This window comes from Bradyrhizobium sp. LM2.9 (genome assembly GCF_054056555.1).
In genome coordinates, this window is the sequence record NZ_JBSRYJ010000002.1 from 98,966 (window position 1) to 124,743 (window position 25,778).

General features: G+C 64.6%; 22 protein-coding genes and 2 pseudogenes. 12 read left to right on the forward strand and 12 right to left on the reverse strand.

Going from position 1 to position 25,778, the window contains the following annotated elements:
* Positions 1–61: 61 nt before the first annotated feature.
* Together ACVWW3_RS02025 and ACVWW3_RS02030 are read right to left on the reverse strand one after the other, a co-directional pair.
* Positions 62–718: a DsbA family protein gene (locus ACVWW3_RS02025; protein WP_456651052.1), complete on the reverse strand. Its 657-nt coding sequence runs from the start codon at positions 716–718 to the stop codon at positions 62–64.
* A gap of 127 nt (positions 719–845) precedes the next feature.
* A complete protein-coding gene (locus ACVWW3_RS02030) occupies positions 846–1,340 on the reverse strand; it encodes a DUF721 domain-containing protein (RefSeq protein ID WP_247340360.1) in 495 nt (164 codons plus the stop codon).
* Between the two features lie 122 nt (positions 1,341–1,462).
* Here ACVWW3_RS02030 and mutY point away from each other — a divergent pair, with 122 nt between their 5' ends.
* Positions 1,463–2,563: an A/G-specific adenine glycosylase gene (gene mutY / locus ACVWW3_RS02035; protein WP_456651051.1), complete on the forward strand. Its 1,101-nt coding sequence runs from the start codon at positions 1,463–1,465 to the stop codon at positions 2,561–2,563.
* 68 nt (positions 2,564–2,631) lie between these two features.
* Positions 2,632–3,060: a PaaI family thioesterase gene (locus tag ACVWW3_RS02040; protein ID WP_247440808.1), complete on the forward strand. Its 429-nt coding sequence runs from the start codon at positions 2,632–2,634 to the stop codon at positions 3,058–3,060.
* Positions 3,061–3,270: 210 nt separating this feature from the next.
* Here the strand turns inward: ACVWW3_RS02040 and ACVWW3_RS02045 are convergent, their stop codons facing one another.
* The gene (locus ACVWW3_RS02045; RefSeq protein WP_456651050.1) at positions 3,271–4,551 is read right to left on the reverse strand and encodes a flavin-dependent oxidoreductase; all 1,281 of its coding nucleotides are present in this window, start codon (positions 4,549–4,551) and stop codon (positions 3,271–3,273) included.
* Between the two features lie 128 nt (positions 4,552–4,679).
* On the opposite strand from ACVWW3_RS02045, the gene ACVWW3_RS02050 reads away from it, so the two are divergent.
* Entirely contained in the window at positions 4,680–5,300 is a 621-nt protein-coding gene (locus ACVWW3_RS02050) for a glutathione S-transferase family protein (protein WP_354105268.1), read from the forward strand.
* 108 nt (positions 5,301–5,408) lie between these two features.
* On the opposite strand, the gene ACVWW3_RS02055 is transcribed toward ACVWW3_RS02050, so the two are convergent.
* Positions 5,409–6,326 carry a LysR family transcriptional regulator gene (locus ACVWW3_RS02055; RefSeq protein ID WP_456652078.1) on the reverse strand — a complete coding sequence of 306 codons (918 nt, stop codon included), beginning with the start codon at positions 6,324–6,326 and terminating at the stop codon, positions 5,409–5,411.
* Positions 6,327–6,416: 90 nt separating this feature from the next.
* Between ACVWW3_RS02055 and ACVWW3_RS02060 the strand changes: the two genes are divergently transcribed.
* Complete coding sequence (locus ACVWW3_RS02060; protein WP_456651049.1) at positions 6,417–6,851, forward strand: nuclear transport factor 2 family protein; 435 nt, start codon at positions 6,417–6,419, stop codon at positions 6,849–6,851.
* A gap of 339 nt (positions 6,852–7,190) precedes the next feature.
* The gene (locus ACVWW3_RS02065; RefSeq protein ID WP_247340353.1) at positions 7,191–9,200 is read left to right on the forward strand and encodes a methyl-accepting chemotaxis protein; all 2,010 of its coding nucleotides are present in this window, start codon (positions 7,191–7,193) and stop codon (positions 9,198–9,200) included.
* A 58-nt stretch (positions 9,201–9,258) separates the two neighbouring features.
* Here ACVWW3_RS02065 and ACVWW3_RS02070 read toward each other — a convergent pair whose 3' ends face one another.
* From ACVWW3_RS02070 to ACVWW3_RS02080, 3 genes are all read right to left on the reverse strand, one after another.
* Positions 9,259–9,945 carry a glutathione S-transferase family protein gene (locus ACVWW3_RS02070; protein WP_456651048.1) on the reverse strand — a complete coding sequence of 229 codons (687 nt, stop codon included), beginning with the start codon at positions 9,943–9,945 and terminating at the stop codon, positions 9,259–9,261.
* Between the two features lie 132 nt (positions 9,946–10,077).
* Positions 10,078–10,404, reverse strand: a complete 327-nt coding sequence (locus ACVWW3_RS02075; protein ID WP_354105273.1) for a hypothetical protein — start codon at positions 10,402–10,404, stop codon at positions 10,078–10,080.
* A gap of 176 nt (positions 10,405–10,580) precedes the next feature.
* The gene (locus tag ACVWW3_RS02080) at positions 10,581–11,711 is read right to left on the reverse strand and encodes a site-specific DNA-methyltransferase (RefSeq protein ID WP_276000874.1); all 1,131 of its coding nucleotides are present in this window, start codon (positions 11,709–11,711) and stop codon (positions 10,581–10,583) included.
* A gap of 404 nt (positions 11,712–12,115) precedes the next feature.
* Here ACVWW3_RS02080 and ypfJ point away from each other — a divergent pair.
* A pseudogene (gene ypfJ, locus ACVWW3_RS02085) lies at positions 12,116–12,977 on the forward strand (KPN_02809 family neutral zinc metallopeptidase); the annotation flags it as partial.
* Positions 12,978–13,193: 216 nt separating this feature from the next.
* Positions 13,194–13,757 (forward strand): molybdenum cofactor biosynthesis protein B, encoded by a 564-nt coding sequence (gene moaB / locus ACVWW3_RS02090; protein WP_247340341.1) that lies wholly within the window; start codon positions 13,194–13,196, stop codon positions 13,755–13,757.
* Between the two features lie 100 nt (positions 13,758–13,857).
* Here the strand turns inward: moaB and ACVWW3_RS02095 are convergent.
* Positions 13,858–14,789: pseudogene (locus ACVWW3_RS02095) on the reverse strand (bifunctional helix-turn-helix transcriptional regulator/GNAT family N-acetyltransferase).
* 62 nt (positions 14,790–14,851) lie between these two features.
* Positions 14,852–15,427 carry a glycosyltransferase family protein gene (locus tag ACVWW3_RS02100; RefSeq protein WP_247340335.1) on the reverse strand — a complete coding sequence of 192 codons (576 nt, stop codon included), beginning with the start codon at positions 15,425–15,427 and terminating at the stop codon, positions 14,852–14,854.
* A 335-nt stretch (positions 15,428–15,762) separates the two neighbouring features.
* Between ACVWW3_RS02100 and ACVWW3_RS02105 the strand changes: the two genes are divergently transcribed.
* Positions 15,763–16,602, forward strand: a complete 840-nt coding sequence (locus ACVWW3_RS02105; protein ID WP_247340334.1) for an RMD1 family protein — start codon at positions 15,763–15,765, stop codon at positions 16,600–16,602.
* A 166-nt stretch (positions 16,603–16,768) separates the two neighbouring features.
* On the opposite strand, the gene ACVWW3_RS02110 is transcribed toward ACVWW3_RS02105, so the two are convergent.
* Entirely contained in the window at positions 16,769–17,959 is a 1,191-nt protein-coding gene (locus ACVWW3_RS02110) for an acetate/propionate family kinase (RefSeq protein WP_456651047.1), read from the reverse strand.
* 8 nt (positions 17,960–17,967) lie between these two features.
* Complete coding sequence (locus ACVWW3_RS02115) at positions 17,968–20,382, reverse strand: phosphoketolase family protein (RefSeq protein WP_456652077.1); 2,415 nt, start codon at positions 20,380–20,382, stop codon at positions 17,968–17,970.
* A gap of 210 nt (positions 20,383–20,592) precedes the next feature.
* Here ACVWW3_RS02115 and ACVWW3_RS02120 point away from each other — a divergent pair, with 210 nt between their 5' ends.
* The 4 genes from ACVWW3_RS02120 (at position 20,593) to ACVWW3_RS02135 (ending at position 24,758) form a co-directional block, all read left to right on the forward strand.
* Positions 20,593–21,756, forward strand: a complete 1,164-nt coding sequence (locus ACVWW3_RS02120; protein WP_247340329.1) for a PA0069 family radical SAM protein — start codon at positions 20,593–20,595, stop codon at positions 21,754–21,756.
* A 24-nt stretch (positions 21,757–21,780) separates the two neighbouring features.
* Positions 21,781–22,236: a VOC family protein gene (locus ACVWW3_RS02125; protein ID WP_456651046.1), complete on the forward strand. Its 456-nt coding sequence runs from the start codon at positions 21,781–21,783 to the stop codon at positions 22,234–22,236.
* Positions 22,237–22,314: 78 nt separating this feature from the next.
* A complete protein-coding gene (locus ACVWW3_RS02130) occupies positions 22,315–23,151 on the forward strand; it encodes a ribonuclease HII (RefSeq protein WP_456671835.1) in 837 nt (278 codons plus the stop codon).
* 98 nt (positions 23,152–23,249) lie between these two features.
* Positions 23,250–24,758, forward strand: a complete 1,509-nt coding sequence (locus ACVWW3_RS02135) for a glycosyltransferase family 39 protein (RefSeq protein ID WP_456671836.1) — start codon at positions 23,250–23,252, stop codon at positions 24,756–24,758.
* A gap of 134 nt (positions 24,759–24,892) precedes the next feature.
* On the opposite strand, the gene ACVWW3_RS02140 is transcribed toward ACVWW3_RS02135, so the two are convergent.
* Entirely contained in the window at positions 24,893–25,699 is an 807-nt protein-coding gene (locus ACVWW3_RS02140) for a uracil-DNA glycosylase (RefSeq protein WP_456651045.1), read from the reverse strand.
* Between the last annotated feature and the right edge of the window lie 79 nt (positions 25,700–25,778).

Below are 25,778 nucleotides of genomic sequence, written 5' to 3' on the forward strand. Positions count from 1 at the left end.
GGGATTTATGCCGGGAAAGATACGGCCATCGAGATGCGAATCAGGCTTTGTATGCGAAGAATCAGCTCTTCAGCAGCGGATTGATCTTCTTGGCGAATTCCTCGAACGTGGTCTCGCCCTTGATCTTCTCACCGTTGATGAAGAAGGTCGGCGTCGAATCGACCTTTAGAACGTCGCTGGCGTATTTCTGGTCGGCGGCAATCTTGTCGAGCAGAGCCTGGTCCTTCAGGCAGGCCTCGACCTGCTGCTGGGTAAGGCCGGCCTGCTTGCCGATCCGCGTCAAGGTCTCCGTGGTGTTCTTCACCACCCAGTCGTTCTGCTGGCGGAACAGCATGTCGGTGACTGCGAAGTATTTCGGCGCGTCGCCATTGGCGATACAGCGCGACAGCATCGAGCCGGCGGCGGCTTTGATGTCGAGCGGGAACTCGCGGAAGATGTAACGCACCTTGCCGGTGTCGATGTATTCCGACTTGATCTTTGGGAACACCTGCTCGTTGAAGGCCGCGCAATGCGGGCAGGTCATCGAGGCGTATTCGGTGATGGTGACGGCGGCGTCCTTCGGGCCCAGCGCCATGTCGGGCAACGACACCGGCTTCGCCACATCGGTGGCAGCCTGCGCCATTGCTTCGGAGATGAACCGCAGCGGCGAGAACCCGGCGACCGCGGCAAGCCCGGTCAGCGACAGGATCGTGGTGAAGGCGCGGCGGGTGATGATCAAGGTCGGCTCCCGGATTGGCGTGGTCTCGCCCGAGATTCCCGTTCGGGCGGCCTGTCGCTAGCTTGAAACCTCGTTTGAGGCAATGGCGAGCGACAAGGACGGGTCCAGATTGGCAGCCGAATGAGGCTCAATTTCGCTTGATGGCGGCCCCGAGCCGTGCCAGCGCCGACTTGAGCTGTTCATCTTCGATGTCACCCAGGCTCTCCGCCACCTTGGCCACCGATTTGGCGTCCGGCGGGGCGGGGCGTGCCGGCCGCCGGGCGCGCGAGAGCGGGGCCTGGCGGAAGGCCAGCTTGCCGACCGCGCTCCAGCCGAAGAAGCGGTTGACCCGCTCCAGGATCACGTCGGCGGAGTGCTGGATCTCCAGCGCGATCGGCCCCTCAACCCGCAGCACCAGCGTCGCCGGCTCCTGCGGCTGGCCCTCGACCGGGCGCGGCCACTGCATCTTCAGCGGCTCGGCATGGGCCGCGATCTCCGGCCCGGCAATCTGCGCCCACCGCGTCACCAGTTCGCGCGCGGCAAACCCCTGCTTGGCATAGGCCTCGGCAAAGACGTCGTTGAGCAGGACCGCGAGCGGCTTTGCGCTGATGGGACCGGGTTTGATGGGACGAAGCTTGGACATGCGCCCTTATAGCACTCCGGGGCGTGACCCATAGGCTCCTCGCTGCGAAGAAAGACGTGGATGCCCGCGACGAGCGCGGGCATGACGTGGAGAGATCGGCCTGACGCCGTTACAGTGAAAGCATGAGCCCAAAATCTGCCCTCAAGACGAAATCGGAACCAGTCCAGCCGGAGACCTCGTCGCGTCCGCTCGCGCTCCTTGCCTGGTACGACCGCCACCGGCGCCGATTGCCCTGGCGCGCTGCGCCCGGGGAGGCGTCCGACCCTTACCGTGTCTGGATGTCCGAGATCATGCTTCAGCAGACCACGGTGAAGGCGGTCGGGCCCTATTTCGAAAAGTTCGTCGCGCGCTGGCCTGATGTCACGGCGCTGGGGCGGGCCTCGCAGGACGACGTGCTGCGGATGTGGGCCGGGCTCGGCTATTACTCGCGCGCGCGAAACCTTTATGCCTGCGCGGTTGCGGTGACGCGCGAGCATGGGGGCACCTTTCCCGGCACCGAAGAGGGCTTGCGCGCGCTGCCGGGTATCGGGCCTTACACGGCGGCCGCGATCGCGGCGATCGCCTTCGACCGCCGCACCATGCCGGTCGACGGCAATATCGAGCGGGTGGTGTCGCGGCTCTTTGCAGTTGAAGAAGAGCTCCCGCAGGCAAAACCGCTGATCCAGCAACTGGCGGCGACGCTGCTTGCCGATTCTCGCGCGGGCGACAGTGCACAGGCGCTGATGGACCTCGGCTCTTCGATCTGCACGCCGAAAAAGCCGTCCTGCTCGTTATGCCCCCTGAACGAGGACTGCACGGGGCGCGCGCTGGGAACGCAGGAAACGTTTCCGCGCAAGGCGCCAAAGAAGACCGGCGCGCTGCGGCGCGGTGCGGCTTTCGTCGTCACGCGCGGCGACGAGCTTCTCGTCCGCAGCCGTCCCGAAAAGGGCCTGCTCGGCGGCATGACCGAGGTGCCGGGCTCGGCCTGGCTGGCCGGGCAGGACGATGCCAAGGCGAAGCAGCAGGCGCCGGAGCTGAAGGGGTTGTCGCGCTGGCAGCGCAAGGTCGGCGTGGTCACCCACGTCTTCACGCATTTTCCGCTGGAACTGGTGGTCTACACGGCCAGGGCCGAGGCCCGCACGCGCGCGCCCGAGGGGATGCGCTGGGTTCCGATTGGGACCTTGGCCGGCGAAGCGCTGCCCAATGTCATGCGCAAGGTGATTGCGCATGGATTGGGTCGCTAGAACCTATCCTGCTGACACCATGCTGTCAGCAACCCTGGGCTACTCACGCAGGGCAACGGAGGGTTCGCATGGTCAAGACCGCGCTCGACAACTTCAAGAGGCCGCCCTGCGCCGAGCTGCTCGGATGGCGCCTGCTCGATGCTCGCCCGGAGGAAGGCTGGATCAAGCTCGCCTTCGACGGCAAGCCTGAGTTCTGCAATCCGGCCGGTTTCATCCAGGGCGGCATGCTCTCGGCCATGCTCGATGACACCATGGGTCCCGCCGTGCTGGTGATGAGCGAGGGCCGGCTCTACACCACGACGATCAGCATGACCGTGAATTTCCTGGCGCCCGCAAAGCCCGGACCGATCATCGGCGAGGCCAAGGTGACGCAGCTCGGCAAGACGATCGCATTCGTCGAGGCCCGGCTGACGGCGGAAGACGGCACGCTGCTGGCGACGGCGACCGCGAGCGAGCGGCTGCTGGAGGCGGCGAGGGTGGTGCGGCAAATAATCTAGCCGCGCGTGCGGTACCCCTTCTCCCCTTGCTTGCGGGAGAAGGTGGCGCAAAGCGCCGGATGAGGGGTATCTCTCCGCGCGTTCAAATCGTGAGGGACGAACGCGTGGAGATAACCCCCTCACCCAAGTGAGTCTGCGTCTACCGGCGTCGCTGCCCTCTCCCACAAGGGGCGAGGGCACATCAACGCGCATCTCGCCACTTGTGAGGGCTTATCCACCCACGCGCTTCGCACCCGCGCTGACGATCGGTGGCTTCGCATTCAGCGCCTCCACCTGAAACCCGGCGACGCGCTTGTAGTTGGCGGCAATATTCTCCAGCTCCTGCTGCGACAGCACGTCGGTGACGACCTTGTAGCCATCGGGCGCGCGCTCCTCGACGAGCTGCATCACCTGCTCGGGGCCGTTCTTGCGGTTGAGCAGGACCAGGTCGGTGGTCGCAGGCCTCCGCTCGGCCTCATAGGCCAGCAGCGCCGCCTGCGTCGGGCCATGCGCCAGGATTTCGCGGGTGATGGTGCGCGCATCGAGGATCGCCTGCGAGGCGCCGTTGGAGCCGATCGGGTACATCGGATGCGCGGCATCGCCCATCAGCGTGACGCGGCCGAAGGTCCATTGCGAGACCGGATCGCGGTCGACCAGCGGGTATTCGTAGGCATGCGGGCAGTTCTTGATCAGACCGGGCACGTCGAGCCAGTCGAACTGCCAACTCTCGAACCAGGGCAAAAACTCTTCCAGCCGCGCTGTGCGGTTATAGTCCTCGCGCCGCCATTGATAGGTCGGCGGCATGTGGCGCTCGGCAACCCAGTTGATCAAATGGTTGCCCGCCGCGTCCGGCTCTTTCGATATCGGATAGCAGACGAATTTCAGGACCTCATGTCCGGCCATGATCATGGTGCGGCCGGTAAGGAAGGCTTTTGCAGGCGTGACGCCGCGCCAGAGGATGCGGCCGTTCCAGATCGGGGGGCCCTCGTCGGGATAGAGTTTTTCTCGCGCGGCGGAATGGATGCCGTCGGCGGCGATCAGGATCGTGCCGTCGTAAGTCCCCGCGGCCTTGCCGGTCGCCTTGTCGATGAAATCGGCGCGCACGCCGTCAGCGGTTTCGCTCCAGCCGGTCAGATGATGGCTGTTCAGGATGTTGTCGCGTCCGAGGCGTTCGATCGCGGTGTCGAGCAGGAGCTGCTGGAGCGTGCCGCGATGGATCGAAAATTGCGGCCATTGATAACCGGCCTCAAGCCCGCGCGGCTCGCTCCAGATCGGCTTGCCGTGCTTGGAGAAATAGGCAAGCTCGCGGGTGCGCACGCCGCTGGCATCGAGCTTGTCCATCAGGCCGAGCTCGATCAGCTCGCGCACCGCATGCGGCAGCACGTTGATGCCGACGCCGAGCGGCCGCAGTTCGGCGACGCTCTCGAACACTTTCGTGGGAATGCCGATTCCGTGCAGGCTGAGCGCAAGCGTCAGCCCGCCGATGCCGCCACCGGCGATGAGTACGGTCATGAGAAAACCCCTCCAATTGGGGGCGTCTTGGCACAGGCGGGCGCCGGTGGGCAACTGCGAAGAGAACGATGTGCTATGGACCTTAGGGGCGACAGCCGTTATTTTCCAGCTTTCCCATGAGGTCAGACATGCTCAAGCTCTACTACGCCACCGGCACATGCGCGCTCGCCACCTACATCACCCTGGAAGAGGCCGGTGCCGACTATTCGGCCGAGCGGCTGAGCTTCAAGACCAATCAGCAGAACAGCGCGGATTATCTCGCGATCAACCCGAAGGGCCGCGTGCCCGCCCTGGTGACCGATCGCGGCGTCCTGACCGAGACGCCGGCGATGCTGGCCTATCTTGCGCAGACCTTCCCCAAGGCGAAGCTCGCGCCACTGGACGATCCCTTCGACTTCGCCCAGGTGCAGTCGTTCAACTCCTACCTCTGCTCGACCGTACACATCAACCATGCCCACAAGATGCGCGGCGCCCGCTGGGCGAGCGAAGAGAGCTCGTTCGCCGACATGAAGCAGATGATCCCGAAGACCATGGGCGCGTGCTTCTCCCTGATCGAGCAGAAGATGTACAAGGGGCCCTGGGTGATGGGCGAGCAGTACACGATCTGCGACCCCTATCTCTACACCCTGTCGACCTGGCTTGAAGGCGACAGTGTCGACATCAACGCAACGCCGAAGATCGCCGATCACTTTAAGCGCATGTCCGACCGCCCCGCCGTGCGCAAGGTGATGGACGCGCAGAAGGCGTAGGATCTTGTAGGGCAGGCAAAAGCGCAAAGCGCCGTGCCCCACCAACTTCCACGCGACAACAGAAGGGGTGGGCACGCTTCGCTTTGCCCACCCTATGGGACTGCGATGTTAAGAAGCCTTTCGCTTCTCCAACTCCCGTCCCGTCTCCAGCATCAGCCGCCGCAACCAGATCGAACCGGGATCCATCTGTGCGCGGGTCGGGTAGAACATGAACTGCTCGTCGATGCCGGGGTCGAGTGGCGGCGTCACCGTGACGAGGCCGAACTGCTTCGACAGCGCCGCGATCAGCCGGCGCGGCACGAAGGCAACGAGGTCGGTGCGGGCAGTGACGTGCAGCGCTTCGAGATAGCCTGACACCACCAGTGAAATGTGCCGGTCGATGCCCTTGGTGCGCAGCCAGGTGTCGATCAGGTCCTCTGCGCTGCCGCGGATGATGACGCCGACATGGCGTGCGGCGAGGAATGTCTCGCGCCGCTTCAGCTTCGCAGCCATGGGATGGCCGCGCCGCACTGCCAACGCATCGCTGTCGGTGTAGAGCAGCTGCCGATGAAAGCCCTTGAACGCGTTGCCGATCGAGATCACGAGATCGATGGTGCGAGCGAACTCGGTGTTGAAGATCGAAGGTCCCCGCCACGGCACGATGTCGATGCGGACGTTGGGCGCAACGCGCGTCACCTTCTCCATCAACGGCGGCATCAGGAGCTCAACCGCGAGATCCGGCATCATCAGGCGGAATTGCCGTTCGCTGCGGCCGGCGTCGAAGTCGTCAGGCACGAACAGCCCGCGCACCTGGTCGAGCGCCTGCGCCAGCGGCGCGCGCAAGGCTTGCGCCCGTGGCGTCAGCTCCATCCGCGCGCCTGTGCGCACCAGGAGCGGATCGCCAAAGATGTCGCGCAGGCGCTGCAGCGCATGGCTCGCCGCCGGTTGCGAGAGTCCGATCCGCAAGGCGGCGCGGCTGACGCTGGCCTCGCGCAGGAGCGCGTCGAGCGCGGTCAGAAGGTTGAGGTCGAGCGAATTCAAATTCATGACGCGAATAGATATCATATCCGCTATCGATTTGAAGAATTTAGAGCCCGCGGCGATGATCCCAGTGTTCTCACCAACGGAGATGCCGCCATGAGCGCAAGTGCCAACAAAAAACTGATGCAGGATATTTTCGCGGCCGCCGCCAGTTCCGATCCGGTCGCGCGCGACCGCGCCTTGTTCACCGCAAGTCTTGCCGACGACGCCAGATGGGTCGTGACCGGCCAGTACTCCTGGTCGCGCACCTTCGCTGGGAAAGAGGCGATCCTCAACGATCTGCATGCCTATGTGCGGACTCGTCTGGTCGACCGGACACGGACGGTCGCCCACCGCTTCATTGCCGACGGCGACATCGTCGTCGTGGAGGCCAAGGGCGACAACGTCACGCCCGAGGGGGTGCGCTATGACAACGACTATTGTCTCGTGTTTCGTCTCGATAACGGCAAGATCAAGGAAATCCGGGAATATTGCGACTCGGTGCTGACCGAGAAGGCACTCGGCCCGTATCCGCAAACGGCCGTGAGCTGAGCGGTCGAGCGGCGTCGCGTCCGGCGACCGCTGCCGTCCGCCCCGTCGGCGATGGTCGTGTCGGTCTGGCGCAGTCCGGATAAGCTGCAGCGGCCTGCACGCTGCTACGGGCTTCGCGCCAAAACCGTGCTCAACCTGCCGATAAAATCAGCGATGTTGTGCCATCTGACGCATGCGCGCTCGAAAAATTTGAAGGTATCAATTAACGAGTGTCCCCCATTGTGTCGCAGTGCAGCGTGAGTCGCGTAAAGCGTGACGCGCGGCTGCCGGGGGTGGCCGTGACGATCGCCGGAGTTGTTCGTCCGCCCGAATTCACATGCATCTGGGTGGACAGTGGGAATGCCGAGTTTTCGTTTGCGGATCAGGGGACGCCTGTACGCAGGTTTCATGGCCTTGGTGGCGGTTGGTCTCGTAATGGCGGTGGTCGCCGTCTGGAATTTACGGACCGTGCAGGATCAGGTCGCAAAGGCCTCGGCGTTTTCGGACAGCACGGCACGGGTTCTGGAGATATCGACCCATCTTCAGGCGATCCAGCGGGCCAATCTGCGATACATTTATGACGCCAACGAGCCTGCAATGCGGGAGGCGGCGGAACGGGAGGCCGCGGCGACCGAGCTGTTGCAGGTCGGGGCGAAGGGCACGCTCTCCGAGGAGCGCCGAAAGCTCTACAATGATCTGATCGCCGACATCGCCAAGATGCGAAGCCTGCGTGACAATCTCGGCGACGCTGTCAACGAAGCGAGAACCGGCAAGGCGACGCTGCTGCCGAGCGGCGATGAGCTCACCGTCAAGATGAACAAGCTGGTCGATGTGGCGCGCGCAGCCGTCGATGAAGACACTGCGTCCCTCGTCGCCGACCTCGAATCCAGGCTTCTTCTCGTTCAGATCGCAAACTGGCGTTTCCTGGCCCTGCGCGACGTGAAGGGGCCCGCGAACTTCAGAACCAATGTAGACAGGGCGTCGCAGCGGCTCGCAGCGATCGAAAAGAGCCCGCAGGCGACCGAATTACGAACCACGCTCGCCCCGGTGAAGACTTCGCTCGGAATCTACAAAACCGCCTTCGAGACGACGTCGGCGGCGATGCTCCAGGCCGACGAGATCTACCACAAGAACCTCGCGCCTCTCATCGTCGACAGTATCGCCAAGCTCAAGGTCGCGGAAACGGCCTTGAAGAAGGACTACAAGGATTCGCGCAGCAGGGCCGAAGCCGTCATTGACGGCACGACGACCGTGCAGGAGATCGCGGGCGGCCTTGCCATCCTGTTTGGATTGATCGTCGCCTTCCTGATCGCCCGCAGCATCGTCGGTCCCCTGACCTCGATGACGCGCGCGATGGGGCTGCTTGCCGGCGGCAATCTCGAGGTCGCGATCCCCGGCCGCGGCAAGCCTGACGAGATCGGCGACATGGCCAAGGCGATCGAGGTGTTCAAGACCAACATGATCGACACCGAGCGCCTGCGCCATGAGCAGACCGAAATCGAGGCGCGCCAGGCCGAGAGCCGCAAAGCCGACATGGTGAAACTGGCCGACCAGTTCGAGCAGGCCGTGGGCGAGATCGTCGACACCGTGTCGTCGGCATCGCACGAGCTCGAGGCGTCCGCAGGCACCCTGACCACGACCGCTTCGCGGGCCCAGGATCTATCGACGGAAGTCGCCTCCGCGTCGCAGGAAGCCACGGCCAACGTGCAGGCGGTCGCCTCGGCGACGGAACAGCTGTCCTCGTCGGTGACGGAGATCGCGCGCCAGGTACAGGAATCGGCCCGCATCGCCGGCGAAGCCGTCGGTCAGGCGAGCAGGACCAACGCGCGTGTCGGCGAGCTTTCCAAGGCCGCGGCCCGCATCGGTGACGTGGTTGAACTGATCAGCACCATCGCCGGCCAGACCAACCTCCTGGCGCTGAACGCCACCATCGAAGCGGCGCGCGCAGGCGAAGCCGGCCGCGGCTTTGCCGTGGTGGCCTCGGAGGTCAAGGCGCTCGCCGAGCAGACCGCGAAGGCCACTGGCGAGATCGCTCAGCAGGTTTCGGGCATCCAGGCCGCGACGGAGGAGTCGGTTGGCTCGATCAGGGAAATCAGCGGCACCATCCAGCGGCTGTCGGAGATCTCGTCGACCGTCGCCGCTGCCGTCGAAGAGCAGGGTGCGGCCACGCAGGAGATCTCCCGCAACGTCCAGCAGGCTGCCCAAGGCACGCAGCTTGTGTCGTCCAACATCGGCGACGTGCAGCGCGGCGCCTCCGAGACCGGCTCAGCCTCCTCGCAGGTGCTCTCGGCGGCGCGCTCGCTGTCGGCCGACAGCAACCGGTTGAAGCAAGAGGTCACCAAGTTCCTCAACTCGGTCCACGCCGCCTGAGTCCAAAGCAAAAGGCCACGCGCATGCGCGTGGCCTCGCATAGCGGCGTGGCGCGCGATCAGGCCACTTTCGTCGTCATGTGCTTGAACATGTTGCCGCGGGCCTCGTCGTCCATCTCGGCCTTGAAGGTGAACTTGTCCTTCAACGCGATCGCGCGCGCCGCCGCGGGCCGCGCCGAGACCTCGTCCACCAGCCGCTTCACGTTCGGGTATCGTGCAAAGGCGTCGTCGCCGAGCTTGAACGGCACCATCCGTGCCCAACCCCATAGCGCCATGTCGACGATCGAATAGCTGTCGCCGACCATATAGCGGCGGCTGGCGAGATGGCCGTCGAGAATCTTGTAGTGGCGATCGGTCTCGAACTGATAGCGGTTATGCGCGTAGTCGTGGTTCTGGTCTTTCGGCGCGAAATGCTTGAAGTGCACGGCCTGACCCGAATAGGGCCCGACGCCGGTGGCGATGAACATCAGCCATGACAGCGTCTCGCCACGAAAATTGGCGGCGGGCAGGAATTTGCCGGTTGTCTCGGCGAGATAGAGCAGGATGGCGTTGGAATCGAACACGATGGTGCCGTTGTCGTCGATCGCCGGCACCTTGCCGTTCGGATTGATCTTCAGATAGTCCGGCGTGAACTGCTCGCCCTTGCGGGTGTCGATCTTCACCGGCTCGAAGGGCAGGCCGGACTCTTCGAGATAAAGCGCGACCTTGGTCGGGTTCGGCGAACCGTTGAAATAGAATTTGAGCATCGGGCGTCTCCCCAGTGTTTGGTGGCCGAGAGCGGAGGCAGCGTCACTGTCGCTGACGGCCTTCTCTTGCCTGAACCTTGTCGGTGGGAGCAACCGGCGAGTTTGCCGGGCGGTGTCTGCGCGCCACGCAGATCAGCCGGCGTAACAAAGGCCAATCGCCGCCGTAATGACCATCGCCGCGCCCACAGCCTCCAGGCGCAGCCCGAGTCGCGTGGCGATATGCATGTCGGAGGCCCGCGCCTTGCGCTCAGATCCGCGCGCGTTGCCGTGAACGATGACGTCATGATTGAAATTGTCGTGTGCCTCGTTGCTGCTGGCGAGCCCGACGCAGACCACGAGCACGCCGAACAAGGCGAGGCCGAAGAAGCCCAGCAGCGCGATCAGGAACATCGGAAACATGCCGACCAGGAAGATCGGCAGTAGCGGTAGCAGCAGCAATGTCTCGGACTGTCGTCGCATGGGAGCCGACCGGTCGGGACTAACTTCTCAAATCTAGTCCCGGCCGTCACGTCATTCAAGACGCCGTGGGGTGGGCAAAGGCGCAAAGCGCCGTGCCCACCAGCACTGCTTCGGTTCGGATTGACAGGGATGGTGGGCACGATTCGCTTTGCCCACCCTTCAAGATCGCGGGAAGCCTACCCGGCCGCCATGCCGGCGCGGATTTCGGCGCGGAGTTCGTCGATCAGCTTGAGACCCTTCTTGGTCTCGATGTGCCAGAAGGTCCAGCCGTTGCAGGCTTGCGCACCTTGCGCCACCGCGCCCATGCGGTGGATGGAGCCGACCTTGTCGCCGAACATGATGGCGCCGTCGGCGCGCACCAGTGCGCCGAGCTTCTTCTTGGCGTCGAACAGTTTCGTGCCGGGCATGATCATGCCGCGCTCGATCAGCTCGGAGAACGCCACCCGCGGCGCTTCGCGCGCGGTCATGAACGGGGCAAGGCTCGCCTCCGGCAGCGGCTCGACCGCGGCGATGCGCGCTTGGGCCGCTTTCGCATAGGTCTTGTCGCGCTCGAAGCCGATATAGGAGCGGCCGAGGCGCTTTGCGACCGCGCCCGTCGTGCCGGTGCCGTTGAAGGGATCGATCACGAGATCGCCGGGCTTCGATGACGACAGCAGCACGCGCGCGAGCAGGCCTTCCGGCTTCTGCGTCGGATGTACTTTCTTGCCGTCGGCGCCCTTGAGGCGCTCCTCGCCGGTGCAGAGCGGGATCAGCCAGTCGGACCGTGCCTGCACGTCCTCGTTGGCGGCCTTCAGCGCCTCGTAGTTGAACGTGTAGCCCTTGGCCTTTTCGTCGCGCGCGGCCCAGATCATGGTCTCGTGTGCGTTGGTGAAGCGGCGGCCGCGGAAATTCGGCATCGGATTGGTCTTGCGCCAGACGATGTCGTTCAGGAGCCAGAAGCCGAGGTCCTGCATGACCGCGCCGACGCGGAAGATGTTGTGATAGGAGCCGATCACCCAGATCGTCGCCGACGGCTTCATCGCGCGGCGGGCGGCAAGCAGCCAGGCGCGGGTGAAATCGTCATAGGCGGAAAACGAATCGAACTTGTCCCAGTCGTCGTTGACGGCGTCGACATGGGATTCGTCGGGGCGTTTGAGATCGCCCTTGAGCTGGAGATTGTAGGGCGGATCGGCGAACACCAGGTCGACCGAACCAGCCTGAAGCTTCGACATCTCGGCGACGCAATCGCCGAGGACGATGCTGTGCGAAGGAGATTCAAAATTTGTGCGGGGCGCCCTTGCAGACGCCCCGCGACGCGACTCTACCATGACTCAAGAACTCTGACTCAGGCGACGCTGTCGGCGACGCGGGACCAAACAACCGACTGACCGTTACATTGCAGCGGCAAAGTAAAAATCGACTTAACCCGGCGCTTTCGCGAGCAGTCGTCGCGTCGTGCGTCGCGCGTGGTTTGCTGCACGCTTTAGCCGTGTTTTACAGCGCATTTCGCGTTTCTTCGTGTTGCGAGAGCGGCCGGAGTGCCAAAAGACTTCAAATTTCTCTCGGAGAAAATTGCACGACGCCCGGAAAATATTGCTGCCATGGCCATGCTGTCGCACTAGGCAATAATTGCCGAGCGGGATATTGATTAACGCCATGGAAATTTTACGTGTGTGGCGCGTTGAGCTTTCTTGCGCCCAAATGATGCCATCCAGGACCGAGGGAAGCCGCCATGCGCTACGATGATTTCCGCCGCAGCGACGACATCGAGGATCGTCGCGACGATGGTGGCGGGGGCGGTGGAGGAGGCGGATTCGGTCTCCCCATGGGCGGCGGCGGGCTCGGCATCGGTACCATCATCGTGCTCGGCCTGGTCGGCTACGCCTTCGGCATCGATCCGCGCATCCTGATCGGCGGCGCCGAAATCCTCACCGGCGGCGGTCAGGCGCCGTCCTACCAGACCGATCGCCAGTCGTCCTCCAACGCCAAGCGTGGCGCGCCGACCGACGAGATGGGCAGCATGATCTCCGGCATCCTCGGCGAGATCGACGATCGCTGGAGCGAGATCTTCCAGGCTTCGGGCCAGTCCTACACCGGTCCGAAGGTCGTGTTGTTCCGCAACGTCACCAATGGCGGCCGTTGCGGCCGGGCAGAGTCGGCAATGGGGACCGTTCTATTGTCCGCCCGACAAGACCATCTTCCTCGATACCGGTTTCTTCCGCGAGGTCGAGACACGTTTTCGCGGCTGCTCCGGCAAGTCCGCCTGTAACTTCACCACCGCCTACATCATTGCCCATGAGGCGGGCCATCACATCCAGAACCTGCTCGGCATCATTCCGCGCGTGACGCGACTGCAGCAGCAGGCCGGCAGCAAGGCGGAGTCGAATGCGCTCCAGGTGAAGGTTGAATTGCAGGCCGATTGCCTGTCCGGTGTCTGGGTCAATCGCGAGGCGAAGAAGCGGCCGAACTTCCTGGAGCCGGGCGACATTGACGCCGCACTCACCACGGCGAGCGCGATCGGCGACGACACGCTGCAGCGCCAGGCCACGGGCCGCGTCGTGCCCGATTCCTTCACCCACGGCTCGGCGGCGCAACGCAAACAGTGGTTCATGACCGGCTACCAGCAGGGCACGGTCCAGGCTTGCAACACGTTCGGTGGCGGGTCGTAATGAGCTAGTAGTGGCGTCATCCTGAGGTGCTCGCCTCTTCGACGGGCCCTAGAGGATGGCGAGCCTCCGGCCATCCTTCGAGGCGCGCAAGTGCGCGCACCTCAGGATGACGTCGGTGGTTGGGTAAGGAGATGAGATCCTATGGCGTCCATCGACGAAACAAAACAATTCATCCCGCTCAACATTGCGGTTCTCACCGTTTCCGACACGCGCGCGCTCGCTGACGACAAGTCCGGCCAGACGCTCGCCGACCGGATCCTCGCGGCCGGCCATCATCTCGCCGCGCGCGAGATCGTCACCGACGACGTCGAGGCGATCCGCGCCGTCATCCGCGGCTGGATTGCGGACGCGGGCGTTGATGTCGTCATCACCACCGGCGGCACCGGTTTTACGGGACGCGACGTCACGCCGGAGGCGATCGAGCCCTTGTTCGAGAAGCGCATGGACGGTTTCTCGATCGCATTCCACATGCTGAGCCACGCCAAGATCGGCACCTCGACGATCCAGAGCCGCGCCACCGCCGGCGTGACTGGCGCGACCTACATCTTCTGCTTGCCCGGCTCGCCCGGAGCCTGCCGCGACGGCTGGGACGGTATTCTCAAGGCCCAGCTCGACTACCGCACGCGTCCCTGCAATTTCGTCGAGATCATGCCGCGGCTGGACGAACACCTGCGCCGCCCGAAGGCCCAGGGCGCGACGGTGTAGTCGCGCTCTTCTCCCCCTTGTGGGAGAAGGTGGCGCGAAGCGCCGGATGAGGGTCCATCCGCACGGGCACATTTACTTGCATCTCGCTCGTTGCGAATAATCAGAGATCCCGCTCCCAAGTCTCGCCGATCAGATCGGCACCGAAGCTGTGGTGCTTCTCTGCCTTCACGAGCTTGAAGCCTGCACTTTGATAGATGCCACGCGCGGCGACCAGGATGCTTTGGGTCCACAGCGTCATCCTGCTGTAGCCTCTCTCGCGTGCGCCCTGGATGCATTGCTCGACCAGCGCGCGGGCCGACGCCGAGTCCCCGCGCTTTCTTCTCCACCTGCAACAGGCGCAGCTTCGCAATCTCGTCCGTGGCCTTGACCAGGAAGATCGAGCCGACCGGCTCGCCACCCACTTCCGCAATCCAGCAGTGCTCGCGCGCGGCGTCATAGCCCTTGATGAACTGTGCGCAGATCTCGGCGACCAGGGCCTCGTAGCTGATATCCCAGTTGTAGTCGGCCGCATAGGCGGCGGCCTGCCGGGAGATGACCCAGCCCATGTCACCGACGCGATGGCTGCGCAGCATGAAAGCCGCGGGCTGGCTTCGACGTTGCTCCAGCACAGCCTCGATGGTCGCCATGGCCTGCGTGAGCCGCGTTGCATCGCTGGCCGAAAGCTGAGCCAGCATTGCGGCGACCTCATTTTGCGAGCCCAGGTTCAGCTTGGCAAAGGTCTGGCGGCCCTTAGCGGTGAGACTGAGCTGGTATTGCCTGCGATCCGCGGGCAGGGGCCTGCGGGTGATCAGCCCCCTTTTCGTCGAAGCTTTGCACGATGCGGCTGAGATAGCCGGGATCGAGGCCAAGCTCGTTGCCGATCTCCTTTGCGGCAAGGTCGTCCCGTTGCGCGAGTTCGTAGAGCACGCGGGCCTCGCTGAGCGAGAACGGGCTCTTTCCAAGGTGCTGGTCGAGCACGCCAAGCTTGCGAGTGTAGAAGCGGTTGAAGGCGCGGACCGCTGCGATGTGGTCGTCGGTACCGTTGAACGGCATGGGTCACCTCGATATTTGCCATTGTCAAACAATTAATTGACTTTGGCAAGTATCTGGTGGCCTCAGCCGACCATGACGATCCGGCTGCGCAGCATGATCCGGGACGAGCGGCCGAGCCGCCGCAGCAGCCGTGCCTCGGGGCGGCGGGCCTGGGGCGGGTAGCCGCCGATCCGGTCGTAGTGATCACGCGCGATCAAAAGTCCCTGATCGCCGAAGGGGCCGATGAGCTTGCGCGTCACGGCCCGGAAGATGTCGCGGAATCCGGCGTCGGCGTATGGCGAGCGCGCATAGCGGAAGACGGCCGCACGGTCCCGGCCGCTGGACGCGACGGTCTGGATGAACTGGGTGGTTTCCTCGATCCAGCCGGTTTCCAGCACTGCGCCTGCGGGCAGGAACATCAGCCAGGGCGAATGGGCCTGGAGTGCGCCGGCGGCGAGGGCTGCGCCTTGCGAGGATCCCTCGAAGCCGATGAAACGGCAGCCCGCGACGTCGGCAACGCGCTCGATGACGCCGTTGCGGGTGCCATCGACCAGGAGGACTTCCCGGATGATGCCCGCAGCGGCACCGGGTACCAGCGCGGCCAGGGTTGCGACCGCCGTCTGCTCGACGCCTTCGGTCGGAATGATGACGCTTAGCATGATTGAGGCTTCAGTCTCCGCACTTCGGGAGAAGCGCAACTAATTATATTATGATGTTGTCATAAACATGCAGCGTTGCCGAGTGCAACTTTTCGGCCGCGCTTCGGTCTACGATGGTAAACCGCTGGAGCCGTCGGCTCCAAATATGTCCCGTGCGGGGTGGCGATATTGCCGAATGTTTCGGCGCCGTCCTTGCTTGACCGTATTAGTGCGGAGGTTGCCGCAACATTGCGCGACGCGCAGGCCGTTCGCAATCCTGCAAGAAGAGCATCCGATAGCTGACCAGCGCGGGAACGGAAAAAACGTGCAATCGCGCCGCTGACGAGGGGCTTCGAATGAACGCCGATCAACTTGCTGTTAACACGCCGGCAACTTCTCCCAGGCTGGACGGCGCGCCGATCTTGCGGATCCGCGCCGTGATGCTGGGCGAACGCATCAATCCCTCGGGCCTCGAGATAGGCGCGACCGTCTCCTCGACGCCAGCCGCCTTCCGCGTCCATGCCGGCCTTGCGGTGATCTTCCGCTACGGCGTCGTGGTGCTGATCGGCCTCCTCCCTTCGGAAGAGAAGGTGCTGATCGACAGCCTGAAGCCCCGCGTGACCGGCGAGCTCAGCCCCTATGAGGAGGAGATCGCGCAGGCGCAGCTCTGCAAGGACGAAAGCGCCGAGGCGATCCAGCCGGGCGGCCCGATCTGCCTCGCCAAATTCTCCGACGACCGGCTGCTGCTGATCGCGGACGCGCTCGCCAAGAGTACCTCGCTTGCGCGCGACGAGCGGCGTGTCGCCGCGGTCTTCGACGTGATCGAGCCCTTTGCGCGCAAGCTCGCCGAGCAGGGCCGCACACCGCCCCGGCGCAAGGGCATCCTGCAACTGATCGGCAATGCGCTTCTGGTCCAGCAGCGCGTCGCCGGCCGTGTTGCGGTGGCCGAGAAGCCGGACGTGCTTTGGGAGAAGCCCGAGCTCGACCGGCTCTATGCCCGCCTGGAAGACGAGTATGAACTGAAGGAGCGCCTCGACACGCTCGAGCGCAAGCTCACCGCCGTGTCCGAGACTGCCAACGCGCTCACCGACATCATCGACACCCAGCGCTCGCTCCGCCTCGAAATCGCGGTGGTGGTTCTGATCGTGATCGAGGTTGCGATCGGCTGTTTCCAGATTTGGTCGGGGACGCACTGACTCTGCGAGCGTCCTTGGCCTTATAGTTCGAGACGCGCCGTAGGGCGGCGCTCCTCACCATGAGGGTCTAAGATTTCGCCGCGGAGCAGGACCTCATCCTGAGGAGCCCGCCAACGGCGGGCGTCTCGAAGGATGGGCTACGAAAAGATTGCCCTGCCACGTACTCTCAAATGTGATTTTCTTGTCGCAGCACCGCCGCACAATGCCGTGCGATCATCAGTTCCTCGTTCGTTGGAATGACGAAGACATCGACTGTACTATCGCCACTGCTGATACGCTCGCATCCCTCGTCATTCGCCGCGGCATCCACGCGCACACCGAGCCAGCCGAGACGCTCGGCGATTGCGCTGCGGATTTCCTTGGCGTGCTCGCCGATGCCGCCGGTGAAGACCAGGCAGTCCAGGCCGCCGAGCGTGGTCGCCATCATCGCGACCTGCTGCGCCGCGCGGAACGTGAAGAGCTCGACCGCCTCCCGCGCCGCAGGCTCGCCGCTCGCAAGCAGCACGCGCATGTCCGAGGAGATGCCGGAGACGCCGAGCAAGCCTGACTCGTGATAGAGCAGGCGCTGGACATCTTCGACCGACATCTTCTCGTGCTGTTGCAGATAGAGCAGCATGCCGGGGTCGATCGTGCCGCAGCGCGTGCCCATCACCAGACCGTCGAGCGGCGTCAGGCCCATCGTGGTGTCGATGCTGCGGCCATCGCGCAAGCCGCACAGGCTTGCGCCGTTGCCGAGATGTGCGATGACCGTGCACTTTGTGATGAGCTGCGGCGCGGTCGCAGCGAGACGCCCCGCGACATATTCGAATGAGAGGCCGTGAAATCCGTAGCGCCGGACGCCGCGCTTTTCATAGCGCCTCGGGATGGCGAATCGGTTCGCGGGCGGCGTCAGGCCGTGATGGAAGGCGGTGTCGAAACAGGCGATCTGCGTCAGCGCCGGCCGGATCGCCTTGATGGTGCGGACCGGCTCCAGACAACGCGGCTGGTGCAGCGGGGCAAGCGGCGTCAGCGCCTCCAGCTTCGCGTAGACATCGTCCGTCAGCTCGACCGGACCGGAATAGTCCAGGCCGCCATGGACGATGCGGTGGCCGACGGCGACCAAGCGGCGGTCGCCAAACCGGTTCTCGATGAAGCCCAGCACGTCGGCGAAAAGATGATCGCTGTCCGGATCCGATGCTTTCCTCTGCTTCTCGAACAGATCGTCGCCCGCGGGGCTCTTCACGACGAGTCGCGGCCTGGTCTCGTGCTCGTCGAGCAAGCCCTTGCAGAGCAGGGTGGGCTCGGCCGCCGACATGCCGAACAGGCCGAACTTGATGCTCGAAGATCCCGAATTAAGAACGAGAACCGTTTTCGACATGGCTGCTGTCAGTCGCCTGCCTCCGCCGGAGTGTTGCCGCCTGCGCTGTTCGGCCAGACCCAGCCCTGGACATCCGGCATGTCCTCGCCGTGCTCGCGCACATAGCGCGAATGCTCGATCAGCTTGTCACGGAATTGCTGCTTCACCTGCGCCGCCTTGGCGGCGAGCCCAGGCACACGTTCGATCGCCTCGATCGCGAGGTGATAGCGGTCGAGCCCGTTGAGCACGACCATGTCGAACGGCGTGGTGGTGGTGCCTTCCTCGGCAAAGCCGCGCACATGCATGCCGGCATGGTTGGTGCGGTTGTAGGTGAGACGGTGGATCAGGTAAGGATAGCCGTGATAGGCGAAGATCACTGGTTTGTCGCGCGTGAACAGGCTGTCGAAGTCGCGGTCGTCGAGGCCGTGCGGATGCTGCTCCCGAGGTTGCAGGGTCATCAGGTCGACGACATTGACGACGCGCATCTTCAGGTCGGGCAGTGCCTTGCGCAGGAGGTCGACCGCGGCGAGCGTTTCCAGCGTCGGCACGTCACCGGCGCAGGCCATCACCACGTCGGGCTCTTGTCCCACGTCTTCCGTGCCGGCCCAGCTCCAGATGCCGATGCCGGCATCGCAATGCGTGGCCGCTTCCTGCATCGACAGCCATTGCGGCGCCGGCTGCTTGCCGGCGACGATCACGTTGATGCGATCATAGGTGCGCAGGCAATGGTCCGCGATCCACAGCAGCGTGTTGGCATCAGGCGGGAAGTAGATGCGGACGATGTCGGCCTTCTTGTTGGCGACGAGATCGACGAAGCCGGGATCCTGATGGCTGAAGCCGTTGTGGTCCTGGCGCCAGACATGCGAGGTCAGCAAATAATTGAGCGAGGCGATCGGGCGCCGCCATGCGAGATGCCGCGTCACCTTGAGCCATTTGGCGTGCTGGTTGAACATGGAATCCACGATGTGGATGAAGGCCTCGTAGCAGGAGAACAAGCCGTGCCGTCCGGTGAGCAGATATCCCTCTAACCAGCCCTGGCAGAGATGCTCGCTCAGTACCTCCATCACGCGGCCATCCTGCGCGAGATGCACGTCGTAAGATTCGATCGGCTCCATCCAGACGCGTTCGGTCGCCTCGAACACCGCGTCTAACCTGTTTGACGCGGTCTCGTCCGGACCCATGATACGGAAGTTGCGCTCTTGCGCGTTGAGGCGGATGACGTCGCGCAGGAATTTGCCGAGCTCGCGCGTTGCTTCCCCCATGACGCCGCCGGGCGCTCGCACGTCCACTGCGAAGCTGCGGAAGTCCGGCAGCTTCAGCTCCTTCTTCAGAAGGCCGCCATTGGCGTGCGGATTGGCGCCCATGCGGCGATTGCCTTCGGGCGCGAGCGCCTGGAGCTCGGCAATGAGCGCGCCGCTCCCGTCGAACAGCTTTTCCGGCTCGTAGCTGCGCATCCAGTCTTCGAGAATCTTCAGATGCGCCGGATTCTCCCGGCAGTTCGCGACCGGCACCTGATGTGCACGCCAAAAACCTTCGACCTTCTTGCCGTCGACCTCCTTGGGGCCGGTCCAGCCCTTCGGGCTGCGCAGCACGATCATCGGCGAACGCGGACGTTCGACGCTCTTGCGGCCGTCTCGGGCGTGCTGCTGGATCGACCGGATGCCGGCGAGCGCGACGTCGAGCGCGTCCGCCATGGCCCGGTGCATCAATTTGGGATCGTCGCCCTCGACGAACAGCGGCTCGTGGCCGAGCCCGTGGAAGAGATCGCGGATCTCTTCATCGCGCATCCGCCCGAGCACGGTCGGATTGGCAATCTTGTAGCCGTTGAGATGCAGGATCGGCAGCACCGCGCCGTCATGGGCGGGATTGAGGAACTTGTTGGAGTGCCAGGACGCTGCGAGCGGGCCGGTCTCGGCCTCGCCGTCGCCGACGACACAGGCGACGATCAGGTCGGGATTGTCGAAGGCCGCGCCATAGGCATGCACCAGCGCGTAACCGAGCTCGCCGCCTTCATGGATCGAGCCCGGCGTTTCCGGCGCCGCGTGGCTGGGAATGCCGCCGGGGAAGGAGAACTGTCTGAACAGCTTGCGCAATCCGTCCGTATCGCGTGCGATATCGGGATAGATCTCGCTGTAGCTGCCTTCGAGATAGGTGTTGGCGACCATGCCGGGGCCGCCGTGGCCGGGACCGCAGACATAGATCACGCTCAGGTCCAGCGCGCGGATGACGCGGTTGAGATGGGCATAAATGAAGTTCAAACCCGGCGTCGTGCCCCAATGGCCGAGCAAACGCGGCTTGATGTGCTCGGGCCGCAAGGGCTCGCGCAGCAGCGGGTTGTCGAGCAGGTAGATTTGCCCGACGGAGAGATAGTTCGCAGCGCGCCAGTAGCGATCGAGGAGGCCGAGGTCGCTGCTCGCCGCAGGCGATTGTCTTCGATTTGTCATGTTCTTGCCGACCTTCACCCAGCGATTGTCACCAACATCGATCTGCGGCGATTGATCCCTGACCGGCATCAAACGAAGTCGTCGGAACTGGCGTGTTGCGCGAGGTCAAAGGCGCCCGCCCGAAATTTGGGCGGTTACTGTGCATGGGGTTGTTTTTCAGTTTTTTGTTTGTGTTCTTGATTTGTTCCTTCGGCATGCTATCTTGGCTTCATGAGTCCAGCATCCTCTCATGCTCTCAAGCACCCGCCGGTCACGGCGCCCTCCGAGCCGGCGGGTGCGCCTTCTGCTTTCCCTGAGCTTGCGGTCGCCATCGACAAGCAGCGCAGGCGAGGGCGGGGCGCCCAATCCAATGCCAGCGGCCGGTACGAGGCTGAGGCGCGCGTCGCCTTCGACGATGGCTGGCAGAGCCTGGAAGAGCTGCCGCCGTTCAAGACCACCGTCGGCGTCGACACCTCGCGCAAAGTGATCACCCGCAACGATTCTCCCGACATCGGGTTCGATCGCTCGATCAATCCGTATCGCGGCTGCGAGCACGGCTGCGTCTATTGCTTCGCGCGGCCGACCCATGCCTATCTCGGCCTGTCGCCGGGGCTCGACTTCGAATCGAAGCTGTTCGTGAAGCCTGAGGCACCGGCGCTGCTCGAGAAGGAGCTTGCTGCGCCCGGCTACGAGCCGCGGATGATCGCGATCGGCACCAACACCGATCCCTATCAGCCGATCGAGCGCGACCGCAAGATCATGCGCGGCATTCTGGAGGTGCTGGAACGCGCCGGCCATCCCGTCGGCATCGTCACCAAGTCGGCGCTGGTGACCCGCGACATCGACATTCTCGCGCGCATGGCCAAGCGCAACCTCGCCAAGGTCGGGATTTCGGTGACCTCGCTCGATCCGAAGCTCGCGCGCACCATGGAGCCGCGGGCATCGACGCCGCCGAAGCGGCTGGAGGCGCTGAAGCAGCTCTCGGAGGCCGGCATTCCGACCACCGTCATGGTCGCGCCCGTGATCCCCGCGCTGAACGATTCCGAGATCGAGCGCATCCTGGATGCCGCCGCCCATGCTGGCGTCAAGGAAGCTTCCTACGTGCTGCTGCGGTTGCCGCTTGAGGTACGCGATCTCTTTCGTGAATGGCTGATGGCGAACTATCCGGACCGCTACCGCCACGTCTTCACGCTGATCCGCGACATGCGCGGCGGCCGCGACTACGACGCGAAATGGGGCGAGCGGATGAAGGGCACCGGCCCGATGGCCTGGACCATCGGCCGCCGCTTCGAGATCGCCTGCGACAGGCTGGGGCTGAACAAACGGCGCTCCAAGCTGACGACGGATCATTTTGCCAAACCGAAGCGGAACGGCGATCAGCTCAGCCTGTTCTGAGCGACGAAGTGGACGAGGTGTTGTATGAGTAAGGAATTGCCAGCTCCTATCCCGCGGCTCACCGTCATCACGCTGGGTGTCAGCGACATCCGCGCCAGCATCGCTTTCTACGACGCGCTCGGGTTTTCGCGCCGGCTGAAGGTGACCGGTGAGGCCGCTGCGTTCTATGACACCGGCGGTCCGGTGCTTGCGCTGTTTCCCTGGAATCAGCTCGCGGCCGACGCCATATTGCCCGATACTCCGAGGCCATCGACGTTCCGCGGCATGACGCTCGCATGGAACTGTCGCGCGCGTGAGGAGGTGGACGCGGTGTTGGCATTCGCCCTCAGCAAGGGAGCCGCGCTGCTGAAGGCCGCGCATCAGACCGACTACGGCGGCTATTCCGGCTATTTCGCCGATCCTGACGGCCATCCCTGGGAGGTCGTGGTCGCGCCAGGCATCGAGGTCGGCGAGGACCGGCGGGTGCATCTGGCGGAATAGGGCGGCTGACCCTAAATAACGGGAATTGTCCGAGGTTCCCGGTTGCGCAGGCCACGCCGCTTGCGCACGATCCCGGCCATGATTCGGGATCAATCCGCCAAGAAGCCGGCCAAAGGTGCGCCCAAGAAGGCTGCGCCCAGTAACAAGAAAGCTGCGCCCAAAAAATTGGCCAAGGCGCTGGCCGGCGGAAAAAGCGCCATCATCGTTCCCCCAAGCTTCCGCCGCGAGCGCGCGCTGTTCAAGTGCGGGATCTGGCCGGTCGCGGGCTGCGATGAGGCCGGCCGCGGGCCGCTGGCCGGTCCTGTGGTGGCGGCTGCGGTGATTCTCGATCCCGACCGCATCCCGCGCGGCATCGACGATTCCAAGCGCCTGACGCCCGAGGCGCGCGAAAAGCTGTTCGACAAGATCTGCGCCACCGCGCAGGTCTCGGTCGCCGTCGCTTCGCGCTCCCGCATCGACCGCGACAACATCCTGCGCGCCTCGCTGTGGGCGCTGAAGCGCGCCGTGGTGGCGCTGCCCGAGCAGCCCCGCCACGTCTTCGTCGACGGCCGCGACCGGCTCGATACCGAATGCGACTGCGAGGCCGTGATCGGCGGCGACGGCATCGTCCTGTCGATCGCGGCGGCCTCGATCGTCGCCAAGGTGACGCGGGACCGCCTGATGTGCGCGCTGGCGCAGGACTGCCCCGGCTACGGTTTCGAGCAGCACAAGGGCTACGCCGTTCCCGAGCACCTCGACGCGCTCAACCGCCTCGGCCCCACCGTCCACCACCGCAGCTTCTTTGCCCCCGTCGTCGCCGCCCGCGCCAAGCACATGCCCTGGACGGTTGAGCCGGCGCAGGACCTGTTTGCGGTGACCGAGATCGAGGTGCAGGTGGACACCAGCCTGGAAGTGGACGCGTCGGCAAATCTCTAGACCAGACTCGGTTGCCACGACGCGCAGCGCCCTCTATCAAAACAGTCGTGAGCGAATAGGGCCGGCTGGACGGGTTGGCTGCATCTTTCGGACGTTGCATGCGGTTTACCTCCCTGGTTATCGAGCTCATTCGCGCCCGGCCGCGGCTGATCGTGTGGATCGCCGTGCTGCTCCAGGCCGCGATGTGGCTGTTCGTGGCGCTGGCGTTCTATCGCAGCCCGCCCGGCAGCCTCGCGACGCTGCTGGCCTTCGGCCGCGAATACCAGGTCGGCACTGATTTGGGCCCGCCCTTGCCGGTCTGGCTCGCCGACATCGCCTATCGCGCCGCCGGCGGCCACGTGTTCGGCGTCTACGTCCTGGCCGAGTTCTGCGGGATCGCAACCTTCATTACGCTCTATCATCTGTCCCGCGCCGTGGTCGGCCCCCAGCAGGCGGTGCTGGCCGTGCTGCTGACCATGACGATGCTGGCCTTCTCGTCGCCCGCACTCGACTTCGGGCCCCTTGTGCTGGCGCGGCCGCTCTGGGCACTGCTGCTGCTGCATTCCTGGCAGATCATCGGCCAGCGCCGCGGCAATGCCTGGTTCGCCTGGTCGATCGAGGCCGGCCTCCTGCTGCTGACGACGCCCGCGGCGATCTTCCTCCTGCTGCTGCTTATCGCCTTCGCGCTCGCAACCGCGGGCGGCCGCCGCACGTTGCGCGCATTCGACCCGCTGTTTGCGCTGGTGGTCGTCGCCGTGCTGGCATTGCCCTATGCGGTCTGGCTGATGCGCGCCGAGGCGCTCGTCCTGCCGGCTTGGCCTGAGGTCGCCGAACTCAATGCCCGCGCGCTGCACGCGGGCTGGCTGCTCGGAGGGCTCCTGCTCGGCGCGGCGGCGATCCCGGCGCTGACGATCCTCAACACCGGCCTGTTCGTTCCCAGGAGCGAGGAGGCGCCGATCATCTACCGGCCGCCGGTCGAGCCGCTCGCGCGCAACTTCGTCTATTTCTTCGCGCTGGCGCCAGCGCTCGGCGCGGTGCTGATCTCCGGCCTGCTGGGCCTCGATGCCGTCGTCGGCGGCGCCGGCGTCGTGCTGGTCATATCGGGGCTTGCCGTGGTCGTGATGGCCGGTGATCTCATCGCGATGCGCCGGGCGAAGATGCTGCGGATGGTGTGGGCCGGCGCCGTCGTGGCGCCCGCAATCGGCGTCGTGCTCGCCGTCCTGTTCCTGCCCTGGACCGGTGCCAACGAGATCGCGACCTCGATGCCGGCGCGGGCGATTTCGGACTTCTTCGACGAAAGCTTTGCCCGCCGCACCAATCATCGCCTGCGCGCGGTCGCCGGCGAGACACAACTTGCGAGCCTGATCACGCTGCATTCCGGCCGGCCGCATCTCTTCATCTATGCCGAGCCCGCGCGTACGCCGTGGATGAATCAGGCCAAATTCAGCGAGACCGGCGGCGTCGTGGTCTGGCGCGCCTCCGATACCGCCGGCACCCCACCGCCGGAAATCCTGGCGCGCTTTCCCGGCATCGTCCCGGAAGTGCCGCGCGCCTTCGAATGGCTGGTGACCGGACGCCAGCAGCTCCTGCGTATCGGCTGGGCCATCGTGCGGCCGAAGGGGGGTTAGACTGCGCTCGTGCCCCGGACGCTGCGCAGCACGAAGTGATGCGCTGCAGAGCCGGGGCCCATGTTGCAGCAGTCTGGGTCCCGGCTCTGCGAAGCAGCGCTATCGCGCTGCATCGCGTCCGGGACACGAGAGGACTATCCCGCCAGGATCTTCGCAATCGCCCGCAGATCCTGCCAAGCCAGCCTTTTGTACGAAGGCGAGCGCAACAGATAGGCCGGGTGGAAGGTCGGCAGCGCGCGGATGGTGCGGCCACCCGTCTCGTAGTCGAACCAGCGGCCGCGGGTGCGCATGATGCCTTCGCGGGTCGAGAGCAGCGTCTGCGTCGCGGGATTGCCGAGCGTCACCAGCACATCCGGATTCACCAGCTCGATCTGGCGCTGGATGAAGGGCAGGCAGATTTGCGTCTCCTGCGGTGTCGGCGTGCGGTTGCCGGGCGGCCGCCACGGAATCACGTTGGCGATGTAGGCGGTGGTGCGGTTGAGGCCTATGGCTCCTATCATCAAATCGAGCAGCTTGCCGCTGCGCCCGACGAAGGGCAGCCCCTCGATGTCCTCGTCGCGGCCCGGTGCCTCGCCGACGAACATGATGCGCGCCTGCGGATTGCCGTCGGCGAACACCAACCGCGTCGCCGTGTGTTTTAGCGCGCAGCCGTCAAAACTTTGCATCAACTCGCGTAGCGCCTCCAGCGTCGGCGCGGTGCGCGCAGCCTCGCGCGCCGAGGCGATCGCGATGTCGGGCGCGGGTGCGGTCTCGCCGCGTATCACCGCGGGGACGGCCACCGGTCGCGGTGCTTCGACCGGAGGTGGCGCACGCGGGGCCGGAGACGGGGTATCCAATTCCGCCAGGCGGTCGGTCGGTTCCTCCGCGAGCGCGCAATCGACTCCAGCCTCCAGATAGAAGGCGAGAAGCTCTCGGACGGTGGGTGCGGGTTCTGGGATCATTTGGAAAGTCTGACTATTGGTTCAGTTTAGGCCGCCTTGTATCCCAGCGAAACGCATTTCCTAGGTTGTCCTACCCGGA

What these genes read in the sequence shown, in the direction of transcription:
- ACVWW3_RS02030 (WP_247340360.1), bottom strand. Translation starts at nt 1,340, where the DNA reads ATGTCCAAGCTTCGTCCCATCAAACCCGGTCCCATCAGCGCAAAGCCG.
- mutY (WP_456651051.1), top strand. Translation starts at nt 1,463, where the DNA reads ATGAGCCCAAAATCTGCCCTCAAGACGAAATCGGAACCAGTCCAGCCG.
- ACVWW3_RS02040 (WP_247440808.1), top strand. Translation starts at nt 2,632, where the DNA reads ATGGTCAAGACCGCGCTCGACAACTTCAAGAGGCCGCCCTGCGCCGAG.
- ACVWW3_RS02045 (WP_456651050.1), bottom strand. Translation starts at nt 4,551, where the DNA reads ATGACCGTACTCATCGCCGGTGGCGGCATCGGCGGGCTGACGCTTGCG.
- ACVWW3_RS02050 (WP_354105268.1), top strand. Translation starts at nt 4,680, where the DNA reads ATGCTCAAGCTCTACTACGCCACCGGCACATGCGCGCTCGCCACCTAC.
- ACVWW3_RS02055 (WP_456652078.1), bottom strand. Translation starts at nt 6,326, where the DNA reads ATGAATTTGAATTCGCTCGACCTCAACCTTCTGACCGCGCTCGACGCG.
- ACVWW3_RS02060 (WP_456651049.1), top strand. Translation starts at nt 6,417, where the DNA reads ATGAGCGCAAGTGCCAACAAAAAACTGATGCAGGATATTTTCGCGGCC.
- ACVWW3_RS02065 (WP_247340353.1), top strand. Translation starts at nt 7,191, where the DNA reads ATGCCGAGTTTTCGTTTGCGGATCAGGGGACGCCTGTACGCAGGTTTC.
- ACVWW3_RS02070 (WP_456651048.1), bottom strand. Translation starts at nt 9,945, where the DNA reads ATGCTCAAATTCTATTTCAACGGTTCGCCGAACCCGACCAAGGTCGCG.
- ACVWW3_RS02075 (WP_354105273.1), bottom strand. Translation starts at nt 10,404, where the DNA reads ATGCGACGACAGTCCGAGACATTGCTGCTGCTACCGCTACTGCCGATC.
- ACVWW3_RS02080 (WP_276000874.1), bottom strand. Translation starts at nt 11,711, where the DNA reads ATGGTAGAGTCGCGTCGCGGGGCGTCTGCAAGGGCGCCCCGCACAAAT.
- moaB (WP_247340341.1), top strand. Translation starts at nt 13,194, where the DNA reads ATGGCGTCCATCGACGAAACAAAACAATTCATCCCGCTCAACATTGCG.
- ACVWW3_RS02100 (WP_247340335.1), bottom strand. Translation starts at nt 15,427, where the DNA reads ATGCTAAGCGTCATCATTCCGACCGAAGGCGTCGAGCAGACGGCGGTC.
- ACVWW3_RS02105 (WP_247340334.1), top strand. Translation starts at nt 15,763, where the DNA reads ATGAACGCCGATCAACTTGCTGTTAACACGCCGGCAACTTCTCCCAGG.
- ACVWW3_RS02110 (WP_456651047.1), bottom strand. Translation starts at nt 17,959, where the DNA reads ATGTCGAAAACGGTTCTCGTTCTTAATTCGGGATCTTCGAGCATCAAG.
- ACVWW3_RS02115 (WP_456652077.1), bottom strand. Translation starts at nt 20,382, where the DNA reads ATGACAAATCGAAGACAATCGCCTGCGGCGAGCAGCGACCTCGGCCTC.
- ACVWW3_RS02120 (WP_247340329.1), top strand. Translation starts at nt 20,593, where the DNA reads ATGAGTCCAGCATCCTCTCATGCTCTCAAGCACCCGCCGGTCACGGCG.
- ACVWW3_RS02125 (WP_456651046.1), top strand. Translation starts at nt 21,781, where the DNA reads ATGAGTAAGGAATTGCCAGCTCCTATCCCGCGGCTCACCGTCATCACG.
- ACVWW3_RS02130 (WP_456671835.1), top strand. Translation starts at nt 22,315, where the DNA reads ATGATTCGGGATCAATCCGCCAAGAAGCCGGCCAAAGGTGCGCCCAAG.
- ACVWW3_RS02135 (WP_456671836.1), top strand. Translation starts at nt 23,250, where the DNA reads ATGCGGTTTACCTCCCTGGTTATCGAGCTCATTCGCGCCCGGCCGCGG.
- ACVWW3_RS02140 (WP_456651045.1), bottom strand. Translation starts at nt 25,699, where the DNA reads ATGATCCCAGAACCCGCACCCACCGTCCGAGAGCTTCTCGCCTTCTAT.